This is a genomic window from Pseudomonas sp. GW821-FHT07G06, from assembly GCF_058986625.1.
Map to the genome: position 1 here is coordinate 373,424 of NZ_JBYSVW010000001.1, position 21,775 is coordinate 395,198.

Here is a 21,775-nt window from a genome sequence, read left to right on the forward strand (position 1 = left end):
CGAAGCGCAGTACAGAGGAGAATGAACTCTCGATTCGACTGATCGTTGACTCGATTAAAAGGCAGTTACAAATGGCTGGCTACTGTCAGAAATTACAGGTTTTGCTACCACTGGTCGGAGATTCGTCTTTGTCTCGGGCAACAAAAAACCCGCCATCCCTTGCACAGGGATGACGGGTTTTTTCGTTCAGGTTTTCAGGTCACACGGTATCCACCTTCAACGAATGATCGTTGAGCATGCCGTTGATGATGGTCGCCGTGTCATGCCCGCTCGCGACCACGCCACCCGCTCCTGGCGTGACGCCGTATTGACTGGCGAGGTTGACGCCGGCCAGGTCGATGGTCTGGTTCGGTGCGGCGCCGGCCATGGCGCTGACGTCGATGCTGGTCACCGTCGACGCTCCGCTGCCGGTGACGGTGAAGTGCAGGTAGTCGTCCAGCGAAGCCGTGGTGCCGTTTTCCCCTTGCAGCAGTTGCGACAGGTCGAGCTTGTCGGTGCCGGGCGTGAAGTCGGTGATCACGTCATGGCCGCTGTTGTCCTTCAGCCACTGGAAGGTATCGGCCCCTGCCCCGCCGCTGAGGGTGTTGTTGCCCAGGCCGCCGATCAGCAAGTCATCGCCGCCCCCGCCATTGAGGATGTCGTTGCCCAGGCCGCCGTTGATCACGTTGTTGGCGTTATTGCCGGTCAGGGTGTCATTGAAGTTAGACCCGGTGAGGTTTTCGATAGCGGTCAGGGTGTCCGTGCCTGCGCCGAGGGTGTTCTGCGCAGCGAGCAGGCTGAGGTCGACCGTGACCCCGGCGTTGGCGTGGGCATAGCTGGCCGTGTCGATGCCCGTGCCGCCCTCCAGGGTGTCATTGCCCAGTCCGCTGAAGAGCAGATCATTGCCAGCGCCGCCATGCAGTTCGTTGTTGCCGGAGCCGGCGGTGAGCACATCGTTGCCGTCACCGGCATTGATGATGTTGCTGCCCGTGCCCGCCACCAGGACGTCATCCCCGCTGGTGCCGGTGAGGGTGTGACCGTCTTGATAGCTGATGGTCAGGTTGGCCGAGTCGCTGCCGCCGTGGTTGTCGTTGGCGGTGTAGGTGCCGTGGTAGTCCGTGGTGACTTCGTGTGCTCCGGCGTAATTGACCGTCATGGTCAGGTCGTAGTTTTCTGCCCCATTTTTATTGCCGCCACTGGTGTTGGCGATGTTGGTCACGTGGATCTGGTAAGTGCCATCCGCGCCTGCGGTGATGGTGCCACCATCGGCGATGCTTACGAACGCCCCACCATTGAGCGAATACTCCATCGTGATGTGCCCGGCACCCAGATTGTGATTGAGGTTGAGCGTCTCACCCTGATTCAGTTTGACCGTGATGAAGTCCTCATTGTTGCCATTGGAGTTGTTCGCTGCGCCGAGATAGCCACTGACCACCAGCACCGCCGTCATGGTTGCCGCGTTGGCCGCAAAGGCGTTGCGCACGTTGGCCAGACTCTGGTTGGCAGGGGTGTTGTTTTCGCCGGCGAAGCCGATCGCGCCGGTACCGGTGAAATCCGCGCCTTTTGCGGCCCAGCCGGTGTTGAAGGTAGTCGGCGTCGCGTTGAGCGTATCGCCGTTGGGGTCGGTGTCGTTGGCCAGCAACAGTTCGCCCGGCACCACAATGTTGCCCGACAGCACGTTGGTGATGACGTGGTCGTCCACCGCCACCGGAGGCGCGTTGGGGATCACTTTCACCGTCAGCGTCGAGCTGGTGAGATCGCCGTCGTTATCGCTGACGGTGAAACCGATGTTCTCGGTGATCAACACCGTCGTGGTTTTCTGCGAGGTGTAGTTGTAATCGCCAGTGTCGAGGTTGATCACCAACGTGCCGCCGTTGTTGGTGGCGATGCTCAGTGTGTTGTCCACGGTGTTGAACGTGCCGTGGTTGGTGCCGCCGCTTGGCGTCAACGAACCCTGGCCGCTGAGGGCTTTCGGATCGTAGGTGTAGGTGGTGCCGTCGATCACGATGGATTTGATGAAGCCGCCATCAGCGCCGAACGTGCCGCCCTCGCCCAGCAACGAACCGGTGACCGGTGCGCCGACCACGGTACCAGACAGCACCGAGTTGAGTTGATTGAGGTCGGTGACCACCACCGCATTGGTGTTGGTGTGGCTGATGCCGTCGTAGGCCAGCGGATCGAGGTTGGCGTTGCTCACACCGCTGCCCAGGCCGATCGCGTAGTTCTTGATGTTGTTGGCATCAAGGAAGGCTTTCAGCGCGGTTTCGTCGGCGGTGCCGATTTCCTGGCCGGTGGTGGGCTTGCCGTCGGAGAAGAAGTAGCCGACGTTTTGCGCACCGGTCAGTTTGCCCGAGGTGTTGAACGCGGTCTGCATGGTCGCCACGGCCGCGTCGTAGTTGGTGCCACCGTTCGCGGTAAGACCGGCCAGCAGTGTCTTGGCGGTCGCAACATCGACCCACACCGAAGTCCTGTCGGTGGCGCTGCTGCTGAAGGTGACGAGTTGCACTTTCACATCGCCCAGGTCGTCGTATTTATCCAGCAAGGCACTGATGGCCTGCTTGGCCAGTTCCAGCCGTGACAGGCCCGGTACGCCGGAAGGGTCGACCATACTGCCGGAGACGTCGAGCACGATCAGCAGGTTGGAATCGATCTCCACCGCTGCCACCGAGCGATCCGATGCCACCGCCTTGGGCACGTCATCGACAATGTTGACCACGATGGTGCTGGTGCTGCTGTTGCCCGACGCATCGGTGGCCTTGTAGGTGAAGCTTTCACTCAGGCTGTTCGGGCCGTCGTTGGCATTCGGCGAGTTTTTTGGCGCCGAGGTCAGGGTGTAGGTGTAGCTGCCGTCGGGGTTGAGCAGGATCTGCCCGTAGGTGCCGGTGGCGCTGCCGACCAGGGTGTAGGTGAGCGCGCCGCTGGCACCCGAGACAGATCCGACCAGGGTCCCGGACGCGGTTTCGCCGGTATTGCCCGGGTCGCTGCCGGTGACCGTACCGGCGGCCAGGTCCTGGCCGCCCTGGTTCAGGTCGAGGGCTTTTTCGTAGACCGTCACGTCGCTGTCGGGGTTGGCCTTGATAATGCTGTTGGCCACATCGATGGTGATGGTGGTGGTGCTTTCATCGCCATCGGCGTCGCGCACGGTGTAGGTGAACGTATCCGTGGCCCCGGCAGCGCCGACCGAATTCGGGTTGCTGTGATACACCGCATTGCCGTTGGCATCGAGCGTCAGGTAACCGTAGGCGCCGTTGATCGGGTTGCCCAGCCCTCCGACGGCCGAGGTCGCGGTATTGCTGCCGGCGCGCACGCCGACGACCGTCGCCGGACCATCGGCACCGCTGATGTCATTGCCCAGCACACTGATATTGACCGTGCCGCCCTCAGTTACCGACGACGAGTCAGGTTTGGCGCTCGGCAAGTCGTCGACGATGTTGACATTGATCTGCCCGTTCGCGATGTCGCCATCGGTGTCGGTAGCGACGACGTTGAAGTTCTCGGTGAGGCTGTTGATGCCGTTGGCAGTTGGATGGGCTTCGTTGTCGTTCAGGGTGTAGCTGTAGCTGATCACGCCGGTGGCCGGGTTGTAGCCGGTAATGGTCAGGGTGCTGCCCAGTGGCGTGACGGCGGTTTGCGGGAAGCCGGCGGCCACACCTCCGCTGACGACAGTGATGCCGCCCACGGTCAGGGTTTGCAGGCCATCGAGGGCGGTGACCGTGAAGGTGCCGCTCTGGGTCAGGGCCGGCGAGTTGGGGGTGGTGCCATCACTGAGGTTTTTCTCGTAGACCGTCAGCTCGCCGCCATATACGTCGAGACCGCCAAGGGTTACCGGGTCGTCATTGTTGTGGACATTCAGCACCAGGTTCGCCGTGCTGATGTCGCCGTCGGCGTCAGTGAGGGTGTAGGTGAAGGTTTCGGTGCCGCTGCCACCGCCGTGCAGGGCTTTGAAGTCCGTGTCGCCGGGGTTCAGCGTATAGGTGTAGGTGCCGTTGGCGTTCAACACCAGGGTGCCGTAGGTGCCGGTGAAGGTACCCGGGGTCACCGGGCCGGCATTCAGGCCGATGACGACTTTATCGGCGCCGATCACGTCGTTGTTGAACACATTGCCGCTGAGGCTGACCACCGTCTCCGAGGCGGTGCCGGCGTTGCTGTCGTTCAGCGCTTTGGGCATGTCATCGACAATGTCCACCACAATGGTGCTGGTGACGATATTGCCCAGCGAGTCGGTAGCCTGATAGTTGAAGGTCTCGTGCATCACGTTCGGGCCGTCATTGGCGTTCGGTGTGGTGCTCGGCGGGGTCGTCAGGGTGTAGGTGTAGGTGCCGTTGGCGTTGAGCTGAATCTGTCCGTATGTCCCCACATTGCTGCCGACCAGGGCGTAGGTGATCGCGCCGACGGCGTGAGTGACCGAGCCCACCAGTGTGCCGGAAGCGGTTTCGCCCGTGTTGGTCGGATCGCTGCCGACGACCGTACCGGCGGCCAGATCCTGGCCGCCCTGACTCAGGTCGAGGGCTTTTTCGTAGACCGTTACATCGTTGTCGCTGACCGCTTTCAGGCAACTGTTGTAGACATCGATGGTGATGGTGGTGGTGCTTTCGTCACCGTCGGAATCGCGCACGGTATAGGTGAACACATCCACCGCGCCGGGGCTGCTCACCGCGTTAGGCGTGCTGTGATACACGGCGTTGCCGTTGGCATCGAGGGTCAGGTAACCGTAGGTACCGTTGATCTGATTGCCCAGCCCACCGATTACCGAGGTTGATGTATCGCTGCCCGCGCGCACGCCGACCACGGCGCCAGCGACATCCGGGCCATCGGCTCCAGCGATGTCGTTGTCCAGCACATTGCCGCTGACGGTGCCGCCCTCCTGCACCGAGTCCGCATCGGCTTTGGCGGTCGGCAGGTCGTCGATGATGTTGACGTTGATCTGCCCGTTCGCGATGTCGCCATCGGTGTCGGTAGCGACGACGTCGAAGTTCTCGGTGAGGCTGTTGGCGCCGTTGGCGGTTGGATGGGCTTCGTTGTCGTTCAGGGTGTAGCTGTAGCTCACCACACCGGTGGCGGCGTTGAAGCCGGTGATGGTCAGCGTGCTGCCCAATGGCGTGGTGATCGATTGCGGGAAGCCGGCGGCCACGCCTCCGCTGACGACAGTGATACCGCCCACGGTCAGGGTTTGCAGGCCATCGAGGGCGGTGACCGTGAAGGTGCCGTCCTGGGTCAGGGCCGGTGTGTTGGGGTCGGTGCCGTCACTGAGGTTTTTCTCGTAGACCGTCAGCTCGCCACCATACACATCGAGGTCGTTGAGGGTCACCGGATTGTCGTTGTTGTGGATCTGCAGCACCAGGTTGGCGGTGCTGCTGTCGCCGTCCGCGTCGGTGATGGTGTAGGTGAAGGTGTCCGTGCCGTTGCCACCGCCGTGCAAGGCCTTGAAGTCGGCGTCGCTGGTATTCAGCGTGTAGGTGTAGGTACCGTTGGCGTTCAGCACCAGGGTGCCGTAGGTACCGGTGAAGGTGCCGGGGGTGATCGGGCCGGCGTTTTCACCGACTGTCACGCGGTCAGCGCCTTGCACGTCGTTGGTCAATACGTTGCCGTTGAGGGTCAGTTGGGTTTCCGAGGCGGTGCCATTGCTGTCGTTCACACCCTTCGGCAGGTCGTCGACGATGTTGACGTCCAGTGAACCAGTCGCGGTGGTGCCGTTGTCGTCGACCGCGGTCACGGTGAACTGTTCGGGCAAGGTGTTGGCGCCGTTGGCCGTCGGATGCGCTTCGTTGTCGTTGAGGGTGTAGCTGTAGCTCACCACACCGGTGGCGGCGTTGAAGCCGGTGATGGTCAGCGTGCTGCCCAATGGCGTGGTGATCGATTGCGGGAAGCCCGCCGCTACGCCTCCCGTGACCACGGCGATGCCGCCCACGGTCAAGGTGGTTACGCCATCCAGTGCGGTGACGGTGAACGTGCCGCTTTGGGTCAGGGCTGGTCCGCTGGGGTTGCTGCCGTCACTGAGGTTTTTCTCGTAGACCGTCAGCTCACCGCCATACACGTTGAGTCCGTTGAGGACCACCGGATCGTCGTTGTTGTGGATCTGCAGCACCAGTTTCGCAGTGCTGCTGTCGCCGTCCGCATCGGTGATGGTGTAGGTGAAGGTGTCGGTGCCATCGCCACCGCCGTACAGGGCTTTGAAGTCGGCATCGCTGGTGTTGAGGGTGTAGGTGTAAGTGCCGTTGGCATTGAGCACCAGGGTACCGTAGGTGCCGGTGAAGGTGCCGGGGGTGATCGGGCCAGTGCCTTCACCGATGGTAACCCGGTCGGCGCCTTGCACGTCGTTGGTCAGCACGTTGCCGTTGAGGGTCAGTTGGGTTTCCGAGGCGGTGCCATTGCTATCGTTCACGCCTTTTGGCAGATCGTCGACAATGTTCACGTCCAGTGAACCAGTCGCCGTGGTGCCGTTGTCGTCGACCGCAGTCACGGTGAACTGTTCAGGCAAGGTGTTGGCGCCGTTGGCGGTTGGGTGCGCTTCGTTGTCGTTGAGGGTGTAGCTGTAGCTCACCACGCCGGTGGCGGCGTTGAAGCCGGTGATGGTCAGCGTGCTGCCCAGTGGCGTGGTGATCGATTGTGGGAAGCCCGCTGCCACACCTCCGGTGACCACGGCGATGCCGCCGACAGTCAAGGTGGTCACGCCGTCCAGTGCGGTAACGGTGAAGGTGCCGTTCTGGGTCAAGGCTGGTGCGTTGGGGTTGCTGCCGTCACTGAGGTTTTTCTCGTAAACCGTCAGCTCGCCGCCGTACACGTTGAGGCCGTTGAGGACCACCGGATCGTCGTTGTTGTGGATCTGCAGCACCAGTTTCGCAGTGCTGCTGTCGCCGTCCGCGTCGGTGATGGTGTAGGTGAAAGTGTCGGTACCGTCGCCACCGCCGTGCAACGCCTTGAAGTCGGCGTCGCTGGTGTTCAGCGTGTAGGTGTAGGTGCCATTGGCATTGAGTACCAAAGTGCCGTAGGTGCCGGTGAAGGTGCCGGGGGTGATCGGGCCAGTGCCTTCACCGACTGTCACGCGGTCAGCGCCTTGCACGTCGTTGCTCAGCACGTTGCCGTTGAGGGTCAGCAGGGTTTCCGAGGCAGTGCCATTGCTGTCATTCACGCCCTTCGGCAGATCGTCGACGATGTTGACGTCCAGTGAACCGGTGGCGGTAGTGCCGTTGTCGTCGACCGCGGTCACGGTGAACTGTTCGGGCAAGGTGTTGGCGCCGTTGGCCGTCGGGTGCGCTTCGTTGTCGTTGAGGGTGTAGCTGTAACTCACGACACCGGTGGCGGCATTGAAGCCGGTGATGGTCAGCGTGCTGCCCAATGGCGTGGTGATCGATTGCGGGAAGCCCGCCGCTACGCCTCCCGTGACCACGGCGATGCCGCCGACGGTCAGGGTCGTGACGCCATCCAGTGCGGTGACGGTGAAGGTGCCGTTCTGGGTCAGCGACGTGGCATCCGGAGCACTGCCGTCGCCGAGGTTTTTCTCGAAGACGGTCAACTCGCCGCCCTCGACGTTCAAATCGCCAATCGTCACCGGATCGTCGTTGTTGTGGATCTGCAGCACCAGGTTGGCGGTGCTGCTGTCGCCGTCCGCATCGGTGATGGTGTAGGTGAAGGTGTCCGTGCCGTCGCCACCGCCGTGCAAGGCCTTGAAGTCGGCATCGCTGGTGTTGAGGGTGTAGGTGTAGGTGCCGTTGGCGTTCAGTACCAAAGTGCCGTAGGTGCCGGTGAAGGTGCCAGGGGTGATTGGGCCGGCGTTTTCCCCGACTGTCACACGGTCGGCGCCTTGCACATCGTTGGTCAATACGTTGCCGTTCAGCGTCAGTTGGGTTTCCGAGGCGGTGCCGTTGCTGTCGTTCACGCCTTGTGGCAAGTCGTCGACGATGTTCACGTCCAGTGAACCGGTCGCGGTGGTGCCGTTGTCATCGACCAGGGTCACGGCAAACTGCTCAGGCAATGTGTTGGCGCCGTTGGCGGTTGGGTGCGCTTCGTTGTCGTTGAGGGTGTAGCTGTAATTCACCACACCGGTCGCCGCGTTGAACCCGGTGATGGTCAGCGTGCTGCCCAATGGCGTGGTGATCGATTGCGGGAAGCCCGCCGCGACGCCTCCCGTGACCACGGCGATGCCGCCGACGGTCAGGGTCGTGACGCCATCCAGTGCAGTGACGGTGAAGGTGCCGTTCTGGGTCAGCGCCGTGGTGTCCGGAGCACTGCCGTCGCTGAGGTTTTTCTCGGAGACGGTCAACTCGCCGCCCTCGACGTTCAAACCGCCAATCGTCACCGGATCATCGTTGTTGTGGATCTGCAGCACCAGGTTGGCGGTGCTGCTGTCGCCGTCCGCGTCGGTGATGGTGTAGGTGAAGGTGTCGGTGCCGTCGCCACCCCCGTGCAACGCTTTGAAATCGGCATCGCTGGTGTTGAGGGTGTAGGTGTAGGTGCCGTTGGCGTTCAGTACCAAAGTGCCGTAGGTACCGGTGAAGGTGCCGGGGGTGATTGGGCCAGTGCCTTCACCAATCGTCACCCGGTCGGCGCCTTGCACGTCGTTGCTCAATACGTTGCCGTTCAGGGTCAGCAGGGTTTCCGAAGCGGTTGAAGCGTTGCTGTCGTTCACGCCTTGCGGCAGATCATCGACGATGTTCACGTCCAGTGAACCGGTCGCGGTGGTGCCGTTGTCATCGACCAGGGTCACGGCAAACTGCTCAGGCAATGTGTTGGCGCCGTTGGCCGTCGGGTGCGCTTCGTTGTCGTTGAGGGTGTAGCTGTAGCTCACCACACCGGTGGCCGCGTTGAACCCGGTGATGGTCAGCGTGCTGCCCAATGGCGTGGTGATCGATTGCGGGAAGCCCGCCGCTACGCCTCCCGTGACCACGGCGATGCCGCCCACGGTCAAGGTGGTTACGCCATCCAGTGCGGTGACGGTGAACGTGCCGCTTTGGGTCAGGGCTGGTCCGCTGGGGTTGCTGCCGTCACTGAGGTTTTTCTCGAAGACGGTGAGTTCGCCGCCCTCGACGTTCAAATCGCCAATCGTCACCGGATCGTCGTTGTTGTGGATCTGCAGTACCAGGTTGGCGGTGCTGCTGTCGCCGTCCGCATCGGTGATGGTGTAGGTGAAGGTGTCAGTGCCGTCGCCACCGCCGTGCAAGGCTTTGAAATCCGCATCGCTGGTATTCAGCGTGTAGGTGTAGGTGCCGTTGGCATTGAGTACCAAAGTGCCGTAGGTACCGGTGAAGGTGCCGGGGGTGATCGGGCCAGTACCTTCACCAATCGTCACCTGGTCGGCGCCTTGCACATCGTTGCTCAATACGTTGCCGTTCAGGGTCAGCAGGGTTTCCGAAGCGGTTGAAGCGTTGCTGTCGTTCACGCCTTGCGGCAGATCATCGACGATGTTCACGTCCAGTGAACCGGTCGCGGTGGTGCCGTTGTCATCGACCAGGGTCACGGCGAACTGTTCTGGCAAGGTGTTGGCGCCGTTGGCGGTCGGGTGCGCTTCGTTGTCGTTGAGGGTGTAGCTGTAGCTCACGACACCGGTCGCGGCGTTGAAGCCGGTGATGGTCAGGGTGCTGCCCAGCGGTGTGGTGATCGATTGCGGGAAGCCCGCCGCCACACCCGCGGTGACCACGGCAATGCCGCCCACAGTCAGGGTGGTGACGCCATCCAGTGCGGTGACGGTGAAGGTGCCGTTCTGAGTCAGCGCCGTGGCATCCGGTGCACTGCCATCGCCGAGGTTTTTCTCGAAGACGGTCAACTCGCCGCCCCCGACATTCAATCCGCCAATCGTGTCCGGGTCATCGTTGTTGTGGATCTGCAGCACCAGGGTCGCCGTACTGCTGTCGCCATCGGCGTCCGTCAGCGTATAGGTGAAGCTTTCGGTGCCGTCGCCACCGCCGTGCAACGCTTTGAAATCGGCATCGCTGGTGTTGAGGGTGTAGGTGTAGGTGCCGTTGGCATTGAGTAGCAAAGTGCCGTAGGTACCGATGAAGGTGCCGGGGATGATCGGCCCGCTGTTTTCGCCGACCGGCACACGGTCAGCGCCTTGCACATCGTTGGTCAGCACGTTGCCGTTCAGCGTCAGCAAGGTTTCCGAAGCGATGCCATTGCTGTCGTCGACCGCTTGGGGCACGTCGTCGGCGATGTTGATATCCAGCGAACCGCTGGCGCTATCGCCATTGCTGTCGCCGGCCACCACGGCGAAGTGTTCGCCGAGCGTATTGCCCTCCTCACCGCTTGCATGGGTTTCGGCACCGTTGAGGGTGTAGCTGTAACTGACCACGCCCGTGGCCGGGTTATAGCCGGTGACGGTCAGGGTGCTGCCCAGCGGGGTGGTGATTGACTGCGGAAAGCCTGCCGCCACGCCGCCGCTGATCACGTTGATGCCGCCGATGCTGAGGCTGGTAAGCCCGTCGGGTGCATTGACGGTGAAGGTGCCGCTTTGGGTCAGCGCACCAGGGTTCCTCGCCGAGCCGTCGGCCAGGTTGGCCTCATTGACGGTCAGTTCGCCATTCTCCACCGACAGGCCATCAAGGGCGACCGGATTGTTCGGCACCTCAGGCGTCACTGGCGGCACCACAGGGGTATCGGCCGCTACAGCGTTATTGTCCGGATTAGCGTTCAGGCGTTCTTCGGGAAATTCGGGAATGCCGTTGAAACCGGCAGTGGGGAAACCGATGATGGGGTCGACTCGCCCGCCCACTTCTTCGAGCATGACGAAACTATGGCCGCTGCCCGCGATGCCACCCGGTACACCGGCAGTCGTGGTAGGCCCGGCAGCGGTGGCTTCAGCGGTCTGGGTCGGGTCGTCGCCCGCCGCAATGGCTTTTTGCAGCTGTTCGACATCCGTCAGCTGCGTCTGGCTCGGCGTCACCGCCTCGGACGAGTCCACGTGGGGAATCTGATTGGCGAGCAATTGCGGGGTCATCTGCATGCTGCTGCCGCGCCCGAGGGTCAGTTCCTGGCCATTTTGCAGATGCACCGCTACCGCGCCTTCGGCGCCGGTGCTCAGTTGGTCGCCGGCGAACAGTTTGTCCCCCTCGACCAGCGCGCGCCGGGTGCCGTCGCTCGCAACCGCGAACACCTGACCGATGACCTTACTGACGATTCCGATGAGCGTAGCCATGTGCACTTCCTCCGCTGCCAACCGCTGTCGGCACCTTGTTTGTGCGAAGAACGTGCTCATGGCTCAAGCGGGTTGTCTGGCGGATCGTGTTCCGGGTCCCGGTTTACTTGAGTAAGCCGAGGCCCCGGCAACGATCTCGCCCAGCCATTCGCTCACGGCAATGTTTACGGCCTGGGGAAAACTCCTCTGCAATCAATGGCATCGGATCCCTGTGCGCAACAACCTTGCCTGTGAACGATGCGTAACGATCTTGAATCACTCAAGTGACAAAAAACCGTCACCTTCAGATCGCTAGCGTCCCTCCCCTCCAGCACTTCTCCGCTCTATGTCGATAAGTGGATTGGAACTTTCCTCAAACCCCGACGAGCGCCCCAGAGCTCATAAAACAAGGGCTTTCGAATTGAACAATGTGCTGGATTTCGCAGAGCGCATAAGTTTTTTTTGGCATAACCGTTATGAAAAAAATTTCTTAGCTACGCTCCAGAATGTTCTTAGCTCTTTTGTTAAAGACATGAAACAACTTTACCTATAAATGTCGTCAAATAATTGGCGACTGATAAGCACCATCAGGAATCAGGGAGATGTACATGCGCCTATTAACCCCCCTCTGCAGCGCGGTTCTTTTGGCCATGGCCTGCTCGTCCCAGGCTCAGGCCATGACGCTGACCGAAGCGATCCAGAGCACCATCGCGACGCACCCGGAACTGGCATCCCGGGTGGACAGCCGTCTGTCGGCTGACGAAGACGTGAAGGTCGCCAAAGGGGGCTTTTATCCATCGGTAGATCTGAACGCCGCTTACGGGCGCGGGTACAGCGATAACACCAATACCCGGGCACTCGGCAATCACCACACCGAAACCCTCAACTACACCCAGTCGGAATTGCGCCTGCGGCAAATGCTTTTTGACGGGTTCAACACCGCCAATGAAGTCGATCGCACCAAAGGCGTGGTCAACTCGCGAGCCTATTACGCTCAGGGTACGGCTCAGGATCTGGCCCTGCGCACCACCGAGGTCTACCTCGAAGTGCTCAAGCACCGCGAACTGGTGACCCTGGCCAAGAACAACTTGCAAGCGCACTTGCGGGTCAACGACCAGATCGGCCTGCGCACCCAGCGTGGCGTGGGGAGCAACGCCGATGCCGACCAGTCCAGCGCTCGCCGGGCACTGGCAGAAAACAACCTCGACACCGCCGAAGTCAATCTGGCTGACGCCGAGTCGAACTTTTACGCCGTTGTCGGGCGCATGCCCGATGAACTCGAAACCCCGCCGTCGATTCGCGGTGAAGTCCCAACCTCCCTGCCCGAAGCCCAGCAGAGCATGGTGGAAAACAACCCTTACCTGAAATCCGCCCAGGCCGACGTGCAATCGGCCGAAAGCCAGTACGAAGTTGCCAAGTCGCCCTTCTACCCACGCCTTGATGCCGAGGCGGCAGTGGGCGCGAACAACAACGTGCAAGGTGACGAAGGCCACGACAACGAGTGGCGGGTCGGCGTGGTGATGAATTACAACCTGTTCCGTGGCGGCAGCGACAAGGCGCGCCTGGCCTCCGACGCGCACAAGATCAACCAGGCCATGGACATCCGCAACAATGCCCTGCGCCAGCTCAACGAGAATATTCACCTGGCCTGGAACGCCATGGTCAATGCCAAGAAACAAACCCCGACCGCCCGTGAATACGCCGACACCAGCAAGCGCGTACGCATTGCCTATCAGGATCAGTTCGGCCTCGGCCAGCGGACCCTGCTTGACCTGCTCGACAGCGAAAACGAACTCTACAACGCCAACCGTCGCTACACCGAAGTGCGCTACACCGAAGAATTTTCGATGTACCGCATCCTGGCGAACATGGGTCAGTTGTTGAGCAAACAACGGGTCGTCCTGCCCGCCGACGCGATCGCCCAGACCGAAGTGAAAAACGAAGCTCGTCTGCCTGAAATGAAATAACGAAGTACCCGTGCAGGCGCTACCGCAGTCTGAGATCTTTTGATCGTGTTTGCTGAAAAGCAAAGTCAAAAGATCGCAGCCTGCGGCAGCGCCTACAGTGAGATATGCAGATATCTGTCAATTGCCGTAGTGCAACGGGAGCAATCAATTTGACCAGCATGGAACCCGGCAACACTGGTGTCGATCCGCGCCTGAGCTTCGATGACCCGCTTCTGGACGGTCTGCTGATCCTCTGCAAACTCCACGGTGCGACGGTCAGTCGCGCCAGCCTCAGTGCCGGGCTTCCCATGGCACACCAACGCCTGAGCCTGGACCTGCTGCCCCGTGCAGCGGCCCGGGCCGGTTTGCAGGCGCGCCTGCTGCGCCGTGACCTCAAGGACATCTCGCCGCTCAACCTGCCCGTGCTGCTGTTGCTCAACAACGGCCGCACGGCGGTCCTGCGTCGTTATGGCGAGGACGGCAAGGTGCTGATCCTGCCCAGCGAAGCCGATGGCGGCGAACAATGGCTCAGCCCTGAAGAGCTGGCCGAACACTACAGTGGCCAGGCGCTGTTTGCCCGGCCACGCCACGAACTCGAAGACTTGCGCTCGCCGCTGGTGCCTCGGGTCCAGGCCTGGTTCCGCGATACGCTGAAGCTGTCGAAATGGCTGTACAGCGACGCGATCCTGGCGAGTTTCCTGATCAACCTGCTGGGGCTGATGGTGCCGCTGTTCGTGATGCAGACCTATGACCGGGTGGTGCCGAACCAGGCCACTTCGACCTTGTGGGTACTGGCGATCGGTCTGCTGATCGGCACCGCTTTCGAACTGGTGCTGCGGGTCGTTCGCGCGCACCTGCTGGATACCGCCGGCAAGAAAACCGACGTGATCCTGTCGGCCACCCTGTTCGAGCGCATCACCGGCATGGCGATGAAAGCGCGGCCGGCGACCATCGGGGGTTTTGCCCAAAGCATTCATGACTTCCAGGGCCTGCGGGAGTTTCTCACCGCCGTGACCCTCACCAGCCTGATCGACCTGCCCTTCTGCCTGCTGATGCTGCTGGTGATCGGCCTGCTCGGTGGCTGGCTGGTGGTGATTCCGATTCTGGCGTTTCCTATCACCATCATTTTCGCCATGGTGATCCAGGTACGTCTGCGCGACACCGTACAGAAAAGCCTCAGCCTCGGTGCCGAACGCCAGGCGTTGCTGATCGAAACCCTCAGCGGCCTGGAAACCCTCAAGGCCTGCAGCGCCGAAAGCGAACGCCAGCACAAATGGGAAAGCACCCACGGCGCCCTCACCCGCCTCGACAGCCATGCGCGCAACCTCTCGGCCCTGGCCACCAACGGCACGCTGTTCATCCAGCAGATGTCCGGCATGGCGACCATCGTCGCCGGGGTCTACAGCATCATCGCCGGCAACCTCAGTGTCGGTGCCCTGGTGGCCAGCTACATGCTCGGCAGTCGGGTGCTGGCGCCACTGGGACAGATCGCCGGCCTGATCACCCGCTACCAGCAAGCGCAACTGACCATGAAAAGCACCGACGCGCTGATGGGCCTGCCCCAGGAGCGCGACGCCAAACAACGGCCACTGGAGCGCACGCAACTGCAAGGGGCGCTGGATGTCGTCGGCGTGACCTTCCACTACAACGGCCAGAATACCCCGGCGCTGGCCAACGTCAGTTTCAGCGTGAAACCCGGTGAGCGAATCGGCGTGATCGGTCGCAGCGGCTCGGGCAAAAGCACCCTGGCGCGGCTGGTGATGGGTTTCTACGAACCGGAAGAAGGCCAGCTATTGCTCGATGGCCTGGACTTGCGACAGCTGGACGTCGCCGACCTGCGCCATCAGATCGGTTACGTCGCTCATGACCTGCCGCTGCTGGCCGGCAGCCTGCGCGATAACCTGACCCTCGGCGCGCGCTACATCAGTGACTCACGCATGCTCGAAGTGGCCGAACTCACCGGCGTCACCGAACTGGCCCGGCAACACCCGCAAGGCTTCGACCGGCCCGTGGGCGAGCGCGGACAGTTGCTGTCCGGTGGTCAGCGCCAGGCGGTTTTGCTGGCCCGGGCCTTGTTGCTCGATCCGCCGATCCTGCTGCTCGACGAACCGACCAGCGCCATGGACAACAGCAGTGAAGACGTCCTGCGGCAAAAACTCCACGGCTGGGTCCAGGGCAAAACCGTGCTGCTGGTGACTCACCGCACCTCGATGCTGAGCCTGGTGGATCGGCTGGTGGTGCTGGACAACGGACGGATCGTCGCCGACGGACCGAAAGAAGCAGTCATCGATGCACTGCGCAAGGGCCGTGTCGGCTCTGCGGCTGTTTAGATGCGAATACACAACCTGTGGCGAGGGAGCTTGCTCCCGCTGGGTTGCGAAGCAACCCCCTCGTTGTGTCATCTGGATCGCGCCAGCAGTTTTTACGACGGCTTCGCCGCCGGACGGGAGCAAGCTCCCTCGCCACAGGGTTGTGTTCGGCACTATTTCTCTTAACTGACGGGTATCGCCCATGTCTGCTCAAACGCCAGATTCAGCGCCCCGAGGCTACTTCAACAGCTTCGGCAAAAGCGCCGAAGTCGAATTCATGCCGGAAACCGCCGGCGCCTCATTGCAGGACTCACCGCGCTGGTCGCGGATCACCGTGTGGCTGGCGGCGGCGTTGCTGATCAGCGCGCTGTTCTGGGCCAAATTCGCCGTGTTGCAGGAAGTCACCATGGGCGAAGGCAAGGCGATTCCGTCGAGCAAGGTCCAGGTGATCCAGAACCTCGAGGGCGGCATCGTCACCGAGATCTTTGTGCGCGAAGGGCAGATGGTGAACAAGGGCGACACCTTGCTGCGCCTGGATGACACGCGCTACCTGTCGAACAAGGGCGAAAGCGAAGCCGATCGCTACGCCTTGACCGCGCAGGTCGAACGGCTCTCGGCCGAAGCCGAAGGCCGGCCGTTCAAGCTGTCAGAAGAAGTGATCGCCAAGGCTCCGCAAGTGGCCGAAGACGAGCGCTCGCTGTACGAGCAACGGCAACGGCGACTCGCAAGCGAACAGCGCACACTGTCCGAACAACTTCGGCAAAAAACCCAGGAACTGGCAGAGTTCCGCTCGAAACAGGGTCAATTCAGTTCTAGCCTGGCGTTGTTGCAGCAAGAGATGAACATGTCCACGCCGCTGGTGGGCACCGGTGCCGTGTCACCGGTGGAAATCCTGCGCCTCAAACGCAGTGCCGTGGAAATTCGCGGCTCGCTGAACGCCACCACCCTGGCGATCCCCCGGGCGGAATCGGCGATCAACGAGATCAAAAGCAAGATCGACGAATCGGAACAGACCTTCCGCTCGGAGGCCGCCAAAGAACTGAACGAGAAACGCACCGACCTGTCGAAAATCACGGCATCGAGCATCGCCATCGACGATCGCGTGACCCGCACCACCGTGGTCTCGCCGGTGCACGGCATCATCAAGGTGCTGAAGGTCAACACCATCGGTGGTGTGGTTCAGCCCGGCAGTGACATGGTGGAAATCGTGCCGCTGGAAGACAACCTGCTGATCGAAGCCAAGGTCCGCCCGCAGGACGTTGCATTCCTGCATCCCGGCCAGAAAGCCATGGTCAAGTTCAGTGCCTACGACTACACGATTTACGGCGGCCTGAGCGCCAAGTTGGAGCTGATCGGCGCCGACACCATCACCGACGACAAGGGCAACAGCTTCTATCTGATTCAGGTGCGCACCGACAAAAACCATCTGGGCGGGGATGTGAAACCGCTGCTGATCATCCCGGGGATGGTGGCGACGGTGGACATTATTACCGGGGAGAAAACGGTGCTGGATTATCTGCTTAAGCCGGTGTTGAAAGCGCGGACCGAGGCAATGCGAGAAAGATAAGAGCAAAAGATCGCAGCCTTCGGCAGCTCCTACAGGGGTACTCAATCTCCTGTAGGAGCTGCCGAAGGCTGCGATCCTTTGATTCACCCTCCATGATTACGCTGGTAAACCTCCTCCCCCATCGCCGCAATCTGCCCCTCGATCAACGCTTCGAACGGCTTCAACAACGGCACAAACGAAGTCGGTGCTTCGAGGGTTTCCAGCGCCTGCACAATCGCCTCCACTGTCGACAACGCCCCAGGTCCCGGTGCCTTGCGCAGCCGATAACGGGACACACCGCCTTCGGCCAGCGTCACCCTCGGCAACGCCGCCAGCAGCGGATTGAGGTGCAGCATCTTGCGTGCCTTGCGCCAGGTGCCATCCGGGACGACCAGCAACATCGATTCATCAGAGGAGCCATAGGCTTTCATCGGCTGCGCGTCTTCGCCCGGAAACAACAACCGCGCCGTATATCCAGGCTGATTCAACAACACCGGCAAATCCTCGAACACCTCGCCCACGATCAACTCGGCATTGTTCAAGCCCAACGCCGCCAACCGCGCCGTATTCAGCGCATGGTTCACTTCGCTCGGATGCTGCAACAGCAACACCCGGGTGCGGCTGTCGAGGCGCGGGATTAACGGGCACAGGCAGTGAGATTGCGGACGCAGGCAGCGCGGGCACTGGATTCTGGACATCTTCTTCACGCCTGATTCAGTTGGGCTTTAAGCAAATCACGGAACGTCTGGATCAGTGGCTCGCGGCTACGGCCCCGGCGCACGATCATCGAGAACGGCGCCTGATAACCAAAGGTCGCCGGCAGCAACACCCGCAAGTCGCCCTTGTCGGCCCAGGCTTGGGCGTAGTGCTCCGGCAGGTAGCCGATGTAGGCGCCCGACAGCACCAGAATCAGCTGGGCCTCCATACTTTCCACGGTCGCGGCGCTGTGCTTGAAGCCGTGACGCGCCAGCTCGGCCTGGCTCCAGTAGCCACGGCCGACCATGCGCTGCTGGGTGATGACCTGCTCGGGAATGCGCCGCTCGTTGAACAGCGGATGCCGCGTGCTGCAATACAACCAGTGTTGCTCACGGTACAGCGGCATATACACCAGACCGCTCATGCGCGTGGAGAATGCACCGATGGCCAGGTCGAGACGGTTGTCCTGCACGCCGAGCTGCAGTTCGTAAGGGCTCATCACCGACAGGTGCAAGTGCACGGCCGGATGTTCCTGGCTGTAGGCGCCGATGGCTTCGGCGAACGGCAGGGCCTTGTCGCTGACCGTGGAGTCGATCACCCCGAGGTTCAAGGTGCCGCGCAACTCGCCCTTGAGGGCGGCGGCGTACTGCTCGAAGCCTTCGAGCTCGCCCAACAGACGCAGGGTTTCCTGATGGAACAACTCACCCTTGCTGGTCAGGCTGAACCCGCCACGACCGCGATGGCAGAGCACCAGGCCGAGGGCCGCTTCGAGCTGGCTCATGTAGGTGCTGATGGCCGACGTCGAGAGGTTGAGCTCCTGCTGGGCGTTGGCGAAGCCCTGATGACGCACCACGCTGACGAAGATGCGCAACAGTTTCAGGTCGGGTAAAGCGTTGGCCATGGATACTCCTGACACCATTTGATTTCCAGCTGTCTCCTGTAGGAGCTGCCGAAGGCTGCGATCTTTTGATTTTCGGCGATTTCATGGTCGCCAAGAACAAAGATCAAAAGATCGCAGCCTTCGGCAGCTCCTACAGGGTTAGCCATCAGCTGTTTAACGAGTGGTGAAGTCTACCGCCGCCCTGGCCATTAGTTTAGAAAAATCTGAACTAAGTATTTGCCCGTAGCGATTCTTCCCGGCCACTACATTTCGCAGAATCGGCCCACAACGGTGCCCGTACCTTCCGTGAACGGCGCAACCCTATAAATAAAACAACGACGATGAGGCCCTACCCGTGGACAAGATTCTTCACCAACCACTGGGCGGCAACGAAATGCCGCGCTTCGGCGGCATCGCCACCATGATGCGACTCCCCCACTTGAATACCGCTGCCGGCCTGGACGCTGCCTTCGTAGGCGTGCCGCTGGACATCGGTACCTCGCTGCGCCCTGGCACCCGTTTCGGGCCTCGCGAAATCCGCGCTGAATCGGTGATGATCCGCCCGTACAACATGGCCACTGGCGCTGCGCCGTTCGACTCGCTGTCGGTTGCCGACATCGGCGACATCGCGATCAACACCTTCAACCTGCTGGATGCCGTGCGGATCATCGAAGAGTCCTACGACAACATCCTCGAACACGACGTGATCCCCCTGACCCTGGGCGGCGACCACACCATCACCCTGCCGATCCTGCGTGCCATCCATAAAAAGCACGGCAAGGTCGGCCTGGTGCACATCGACGCTCACGCTGACGTGAACGATCACATGTTCGGCGAGAAAATCGCCCACGGCACCACGTTCCGTCGCGCCGTTGAAGAAGGCCTGATTGACCCGGACCGCGTGGTGCAGATCGGCCTGCGCGCCCAGGGCTACACCGCTGACGACTTCAACTGGAGCCGCAACCAGGGCTTCCGCGTGGTTCAGGCCGAAGAGTGCTGGCACAAATCGCTGGAGCCGTTGATGGCTGAAGTCCGCGAGAAAGTCGGTGGCGGTCCTGTCTACCTGAGCTTCGACATCGACGGTATCGACCCGGCCTGGGCACCAGGCACCGGCACCCCGGAAATCGGCGGTCTGACGACCATTCAGGCGATCGAGATCGTTCGCGGCTGCCAAGGCCTCGACCTGGTCGGTTGCGATCTGGTAGAAGTCTCGCCCGCTTATGACACCACCGGCAACACCTCGCTGCTGGCCGCCAACCTGCTGTACGAAATGCTCTGCGTACTGCCTGGCGTAGTCCACCGCTGAGGATGATTCATGAACGAACGCGATCAGGTTCTGAAAGCCGCCGCCGATCTGGTGTCCGCTTTTGCCCGTAACGATCGCGAAGCCTACTTCGGCGCTTTCAGCGCCGATGCCAGCTTCGTCTTCTACACCCTCGAAAAGCCCCTGCTGTCGCGCGACGCCTACCAGGCGATGTGGGACGGCTGGCGCGCCGAGGATGGCTTCGAGGTGCTCTCGTGCACCTCGAGCAACGCTTTCGTCAGCCTGCAGGGTGACGTGGCGATTTTCATCCATGACGTAGCCACCGAGCTGCGCATGCAAGGGGAGCAGCACTTTAGCCAGGAGCGCGAGACGATTGTTTTCAAGAAACAAGCGTCTGGCCAAGAACAACAAGGCCTATGGCTGGCCTGCCACGAACATTTGTCCGCGATGCCGGAAGGGCTGCCACCCCCTTAGCCAACACAGGTGACGCTCACGCACGATGAGCGCGCCTTTATGATCGGAGCTGATCATGAATAACAACAACAAAGACCAAAGCCTTACGCAAATTGAAACCTACGGGGTCGAACAAATCCCTGACAACGAACGCACCGCAGGCCCGACGGACTTGTTCCGGATGATCTTCGGTGGTTCCAACACCTTTGCAACTGCCGTACTCGGCAGTTTCCCGGTCCTGTTCGGCCTGTCTTTCCAGGCGGGCGTCTGGGCGATTGTGCTGGGCGTGTTGCTGGGTTCGCTGATCCTCGCGCCAATGGGCCTGTTCGGCCCGATCAATGGCACCAACAACGCCGTGTCTTCCGGTGCGCACTTCGGCGTGCACGGGCGGATCGTCGGTTCGTTCCTGTCGTTGTTGACCGCCATCGCCTTCTTCTCGCTCTCGGTGTGGAGTTCGGGTGATGCGCTGATCGGTGGCGCCAAACGCCTGATCGGCCTGCCGGAAACCGACCTGACCCTGGGCCTGGCCTACGGTCTGTTCGCGATCCTGGTGCTGACCGTGTGCATCTATGGCTTCCGCTTCCTGCTGTGGGTCAACAAGATCGCGGTATGGAGTGCCAGCCTGCTGTTCCTGCTGGGCATCTTCGCCTTCGCAGGTCCCTTCGATGCGAACTACGCCGGTAGCGTCAACATGGGCCAACCCGGTTTCTGGGCCGCCTTCATCGGTGCGGCACTGGTGGCCATGAGCAACCCGATTTCCTTCGGTGCGTTCCTCGGCGACTGGTCGCGCTACATTCCGCGTGACACCTCCAAGCGCCGCATCATGGCGGCGGTGGTGATTTCGCAGATCGCAACGTTCATCCCGTTCCTGTTCGGCCTGACCACCGCCACCATCGTAGCGATCAAGGCACCGGACTACATCGCGGCCAACAACTATGTCGGCGGCCTGCTGGCAGTCTCGCCGAGCTGGTTCTTCCTGCCGGTGTGCCTGATTGCGGTGATCGGCGGCATGTCCACCGGCACCACTTCGCTGTACGGCACCGGCCTGGACATGTCCAGCGTATTCCCACGGGTACTGTCGCGGGTCAAGGCCACGCTGCTGATCGGTGTGATGTCAATTGCCTTCATCTTCATCGGGCGCTTCGCGGCCAACCTGGTGCAGAGCGTGTCGACCTTCGCCGTGCTGATCATCACCTGCACCACTCCCTGGATGGTGATCATGATCATCGGCCTGCTGGTGCGTCGCGGCTTCTATTGCCCCGATGACCTGCAAGTGTTCACCCGCGGCGAGAAAGGTGGCCGTTACTGGTTCACCCACGGCTGGAACTGGCGTGGCCTGGGTGCCTGGATCCCGAGCGCGGCCGTCGGCCTGTGCTTCGTGAACCTGCCGGGTCAGTTTGTCGGGCCACTGGGCGAAATAGCCGGTGGCATCGACATCAGCCTGCCTGTGACCTTGGGCCTGGCCTCGCTGGTGTACCTGGCGCTGCTGAGCCTGTTCCCGGAATCGCGGGAAGTGTTCGGCCCGAATGATGTTCGTAGCCGTGGTGCCAGCGCCGTTGCAAAACCTGAAATACGTCAGCCCGCCTGACACAGAT

The 21,775-nt window shown here is 61.5% G+C and carries 9 protein-coding genes; 6 read left to right on the plus strand and 3 right to left on the minus strand.

The features are described 5' to 3' along the window. Window positions 1–199: 199 nt before the first annotated feature. Window positions 200–11,107: a retention module-containing protein gene (locus AC3WJW_RS01610; RefSeq protein ID WP_493724896.1), complete on the minus strand. Its 10,908-nt coding sequence runs from the start codon at window positions 11,105–11,107 to the stop codon at window positions 200–202. Window positions 11,108–11,694: 587 nt separating this feature from the next. Between AC3WJW_RS01610 and AC3WJW_RS01615 the strand changes: the two genes are divergently transcribed. The 3 genes from AC3WJW_RS01615 to AC3WJW_RS01625 all read left to right on the plus strand — a co-directional run bounded on the left by AC3WJW_RS01615 (window position 11,695) and on the right by AC3WJW_RS01625 (window position 16,908). Continuing rightward, window positions 11,695–13,053, plus strand: a complete 1,359-nt coding sequence (locus tag AC3WJW_RS01615; RefSeq protein WP_493724897.1) for a TolC family outer membrane protein — start codon at window positions 11,695–11,697, stop codon at window positions 13,051–13,053. A gap of 149 nt (window positions 13,054–13,202) precedes the next feature. Beyond that, window positions 13,203–15,362: a type I secretion system permease/ATPase gene (locus tag AC3WJW_RS01620; protein WP_493724898.1), complete on the plus strand. Its 2,160-nt coding sequence runs from the start codon at window positions 13,203–13,205 to the stop codon at window positions 15,360–15,362. Window positions 15,363–15,543: 181 nt separating this feature from the next. Next, window positions 15,544–16,908, plus strand: coding sequence for an HlyD family type I secretion periplasmic adaptor subunit (locus AC3WJW_RS01625; protein ID WP_493724899.1), 1,365 nt, complete (start codon window positions 15,544–15,546; stop codon window positions 16,906–16,908). A gap of 83 nt (window positions 16,909–16,991) precedes the next feature. Here AC3WJW_RS01625 and AC3WJW_RS01630 read toward each other — a convergent pair whose 3' ends face one another. Together AC3WJW_RS01630 and AC3WJW_RS01635 are read right to left on the minus strand one after the other, a co-directional pair. Beyond that, window positions 16,992–17,585, minus strand: a complete 594-nt coding sequence (locus tag AC3WJW_RS01630) for a tRNA-uridine aminocarboxypropyltransferase (RefSeq protein ID WP_493724900.1) — start codon at window positions 17,583–17,585, stop codon at window positions 16,992–16,994. Window positions 17,586–17,590: 5 nt separating this feature from the next. Further along, window positions 17,591–18,484, minus strand: a complete 894-nt coding sequence (locus tag AC3WJW_RS01635) for a LysR family transcriptional regulator (protein ID WP_007972518.1) — start codon at window positions 18,482–18,484, stop codon at window positions 17,591–17,593. Window positions 18,485–18,818: 334 nt separating this feature from the next. On the opposite strand from AC3WJW_RS01635, the gene speB reads away from it, so the two are divergent. From speB to AC3WJW_RS01650, 3 genes are read left to right on the plus strand one after another with little or no spacing between them, the layout of a single operon-like run. Then, complete coding sequence (gene speB, locus AC3WJW_RS01640) at window positions 18,819–19,769, plus strand: agmatinase (protein ID WP_007972517.1); 951 nt, start codon at window positions 18,819–18,821, stop codon at window positions 19,767–19,769. Window positions 19,770–19,778: 9 nt separating this feature from the next. Continuing rightward, the gene (locus AC3WJW_RS01645) at window positions 19,779–20,201 is read left to right on the plus strand and encodes a YybH family protein (protein WP_102698930.1); all 423 of its coding nucleotides are present in this window, start codon (window positions 19,779–19,781) and stop codon (window positions 20,199–20,201) included. A 55-nt stretch (window positions 20,202–20,256) separates the two neighbouring features. Continuing rightward, on the plus strand, window positions 20,257–21,768 hold the full coding sequence (locus AC3WJW_RS01650; protein ID WP_493724901.1) for a purine-cytosine permease family protein: 1,512 nt from the start codon (window positions 20,257–20,259) through the stop codon (window positions 21,766–21,768). The last annotated feature ends 7 nt before the right edge of the window (window positions 21,769–21,775 follow it).

What these genes read in the sequence shown, in the direction of transcription:
- AC3WJW_RS01610 (WP_493724896.1), bottom strand. Translation starts at nt 11,107, where the DNA reads ATGGCTACGCTCATCGGAATCGTCAGTAAGGTCATCGGTCAGGTGTTC.
- AC3WJW_RS01615 (WP_493724897.1), top strand. Translation starts at nt 11,695, where the DNA reads ATGCGCCTATTAACCCCCCTCTGCAGCGCGGTTCTTTTGGCCATGGCC.
- AC3WJW_RS01625 (WP_493724899.1), top strand. Translation starts at nt 15,544, where the DNA reads ATGTCTGCTCAAACGCCAGATTCAGCGCCCCGAGGCTACTTCAACAGC.
- AC3WJW_RS01630 (WP_493724900.1), bottom strand. Translation starts at nt 17,585, where the DNA reads ATGTCCAGAATCCAGTGCCCGCGCTGCCTGCGTCCGCAATCTCACTGC.
- AC3WJW_RS01635 (WP_007972518.1), bottom strand. Translation starts at nt 18,484, where the DNA reads ATGGCCAACGCTTTACCCGACCTGAAACTGTTGCGCATCTTCGTCAGC.
- AC3WJW_RS01645 (WP_102698930.1), top strand. Translation starts at nt 19,779, where the DNA reads ATGAACGAACGCGATCAGGTTCTGAAAGCCGCCGCCGATCTGGTGTCC.
- AC3WJW_RS01650 (WP_493724901.1), top strand. Translation starts at nt 20,257, where the DNA reads ATGAATAACAACAACAAAGACCAAAGCCTTACGCAAATTGAAACCTAC.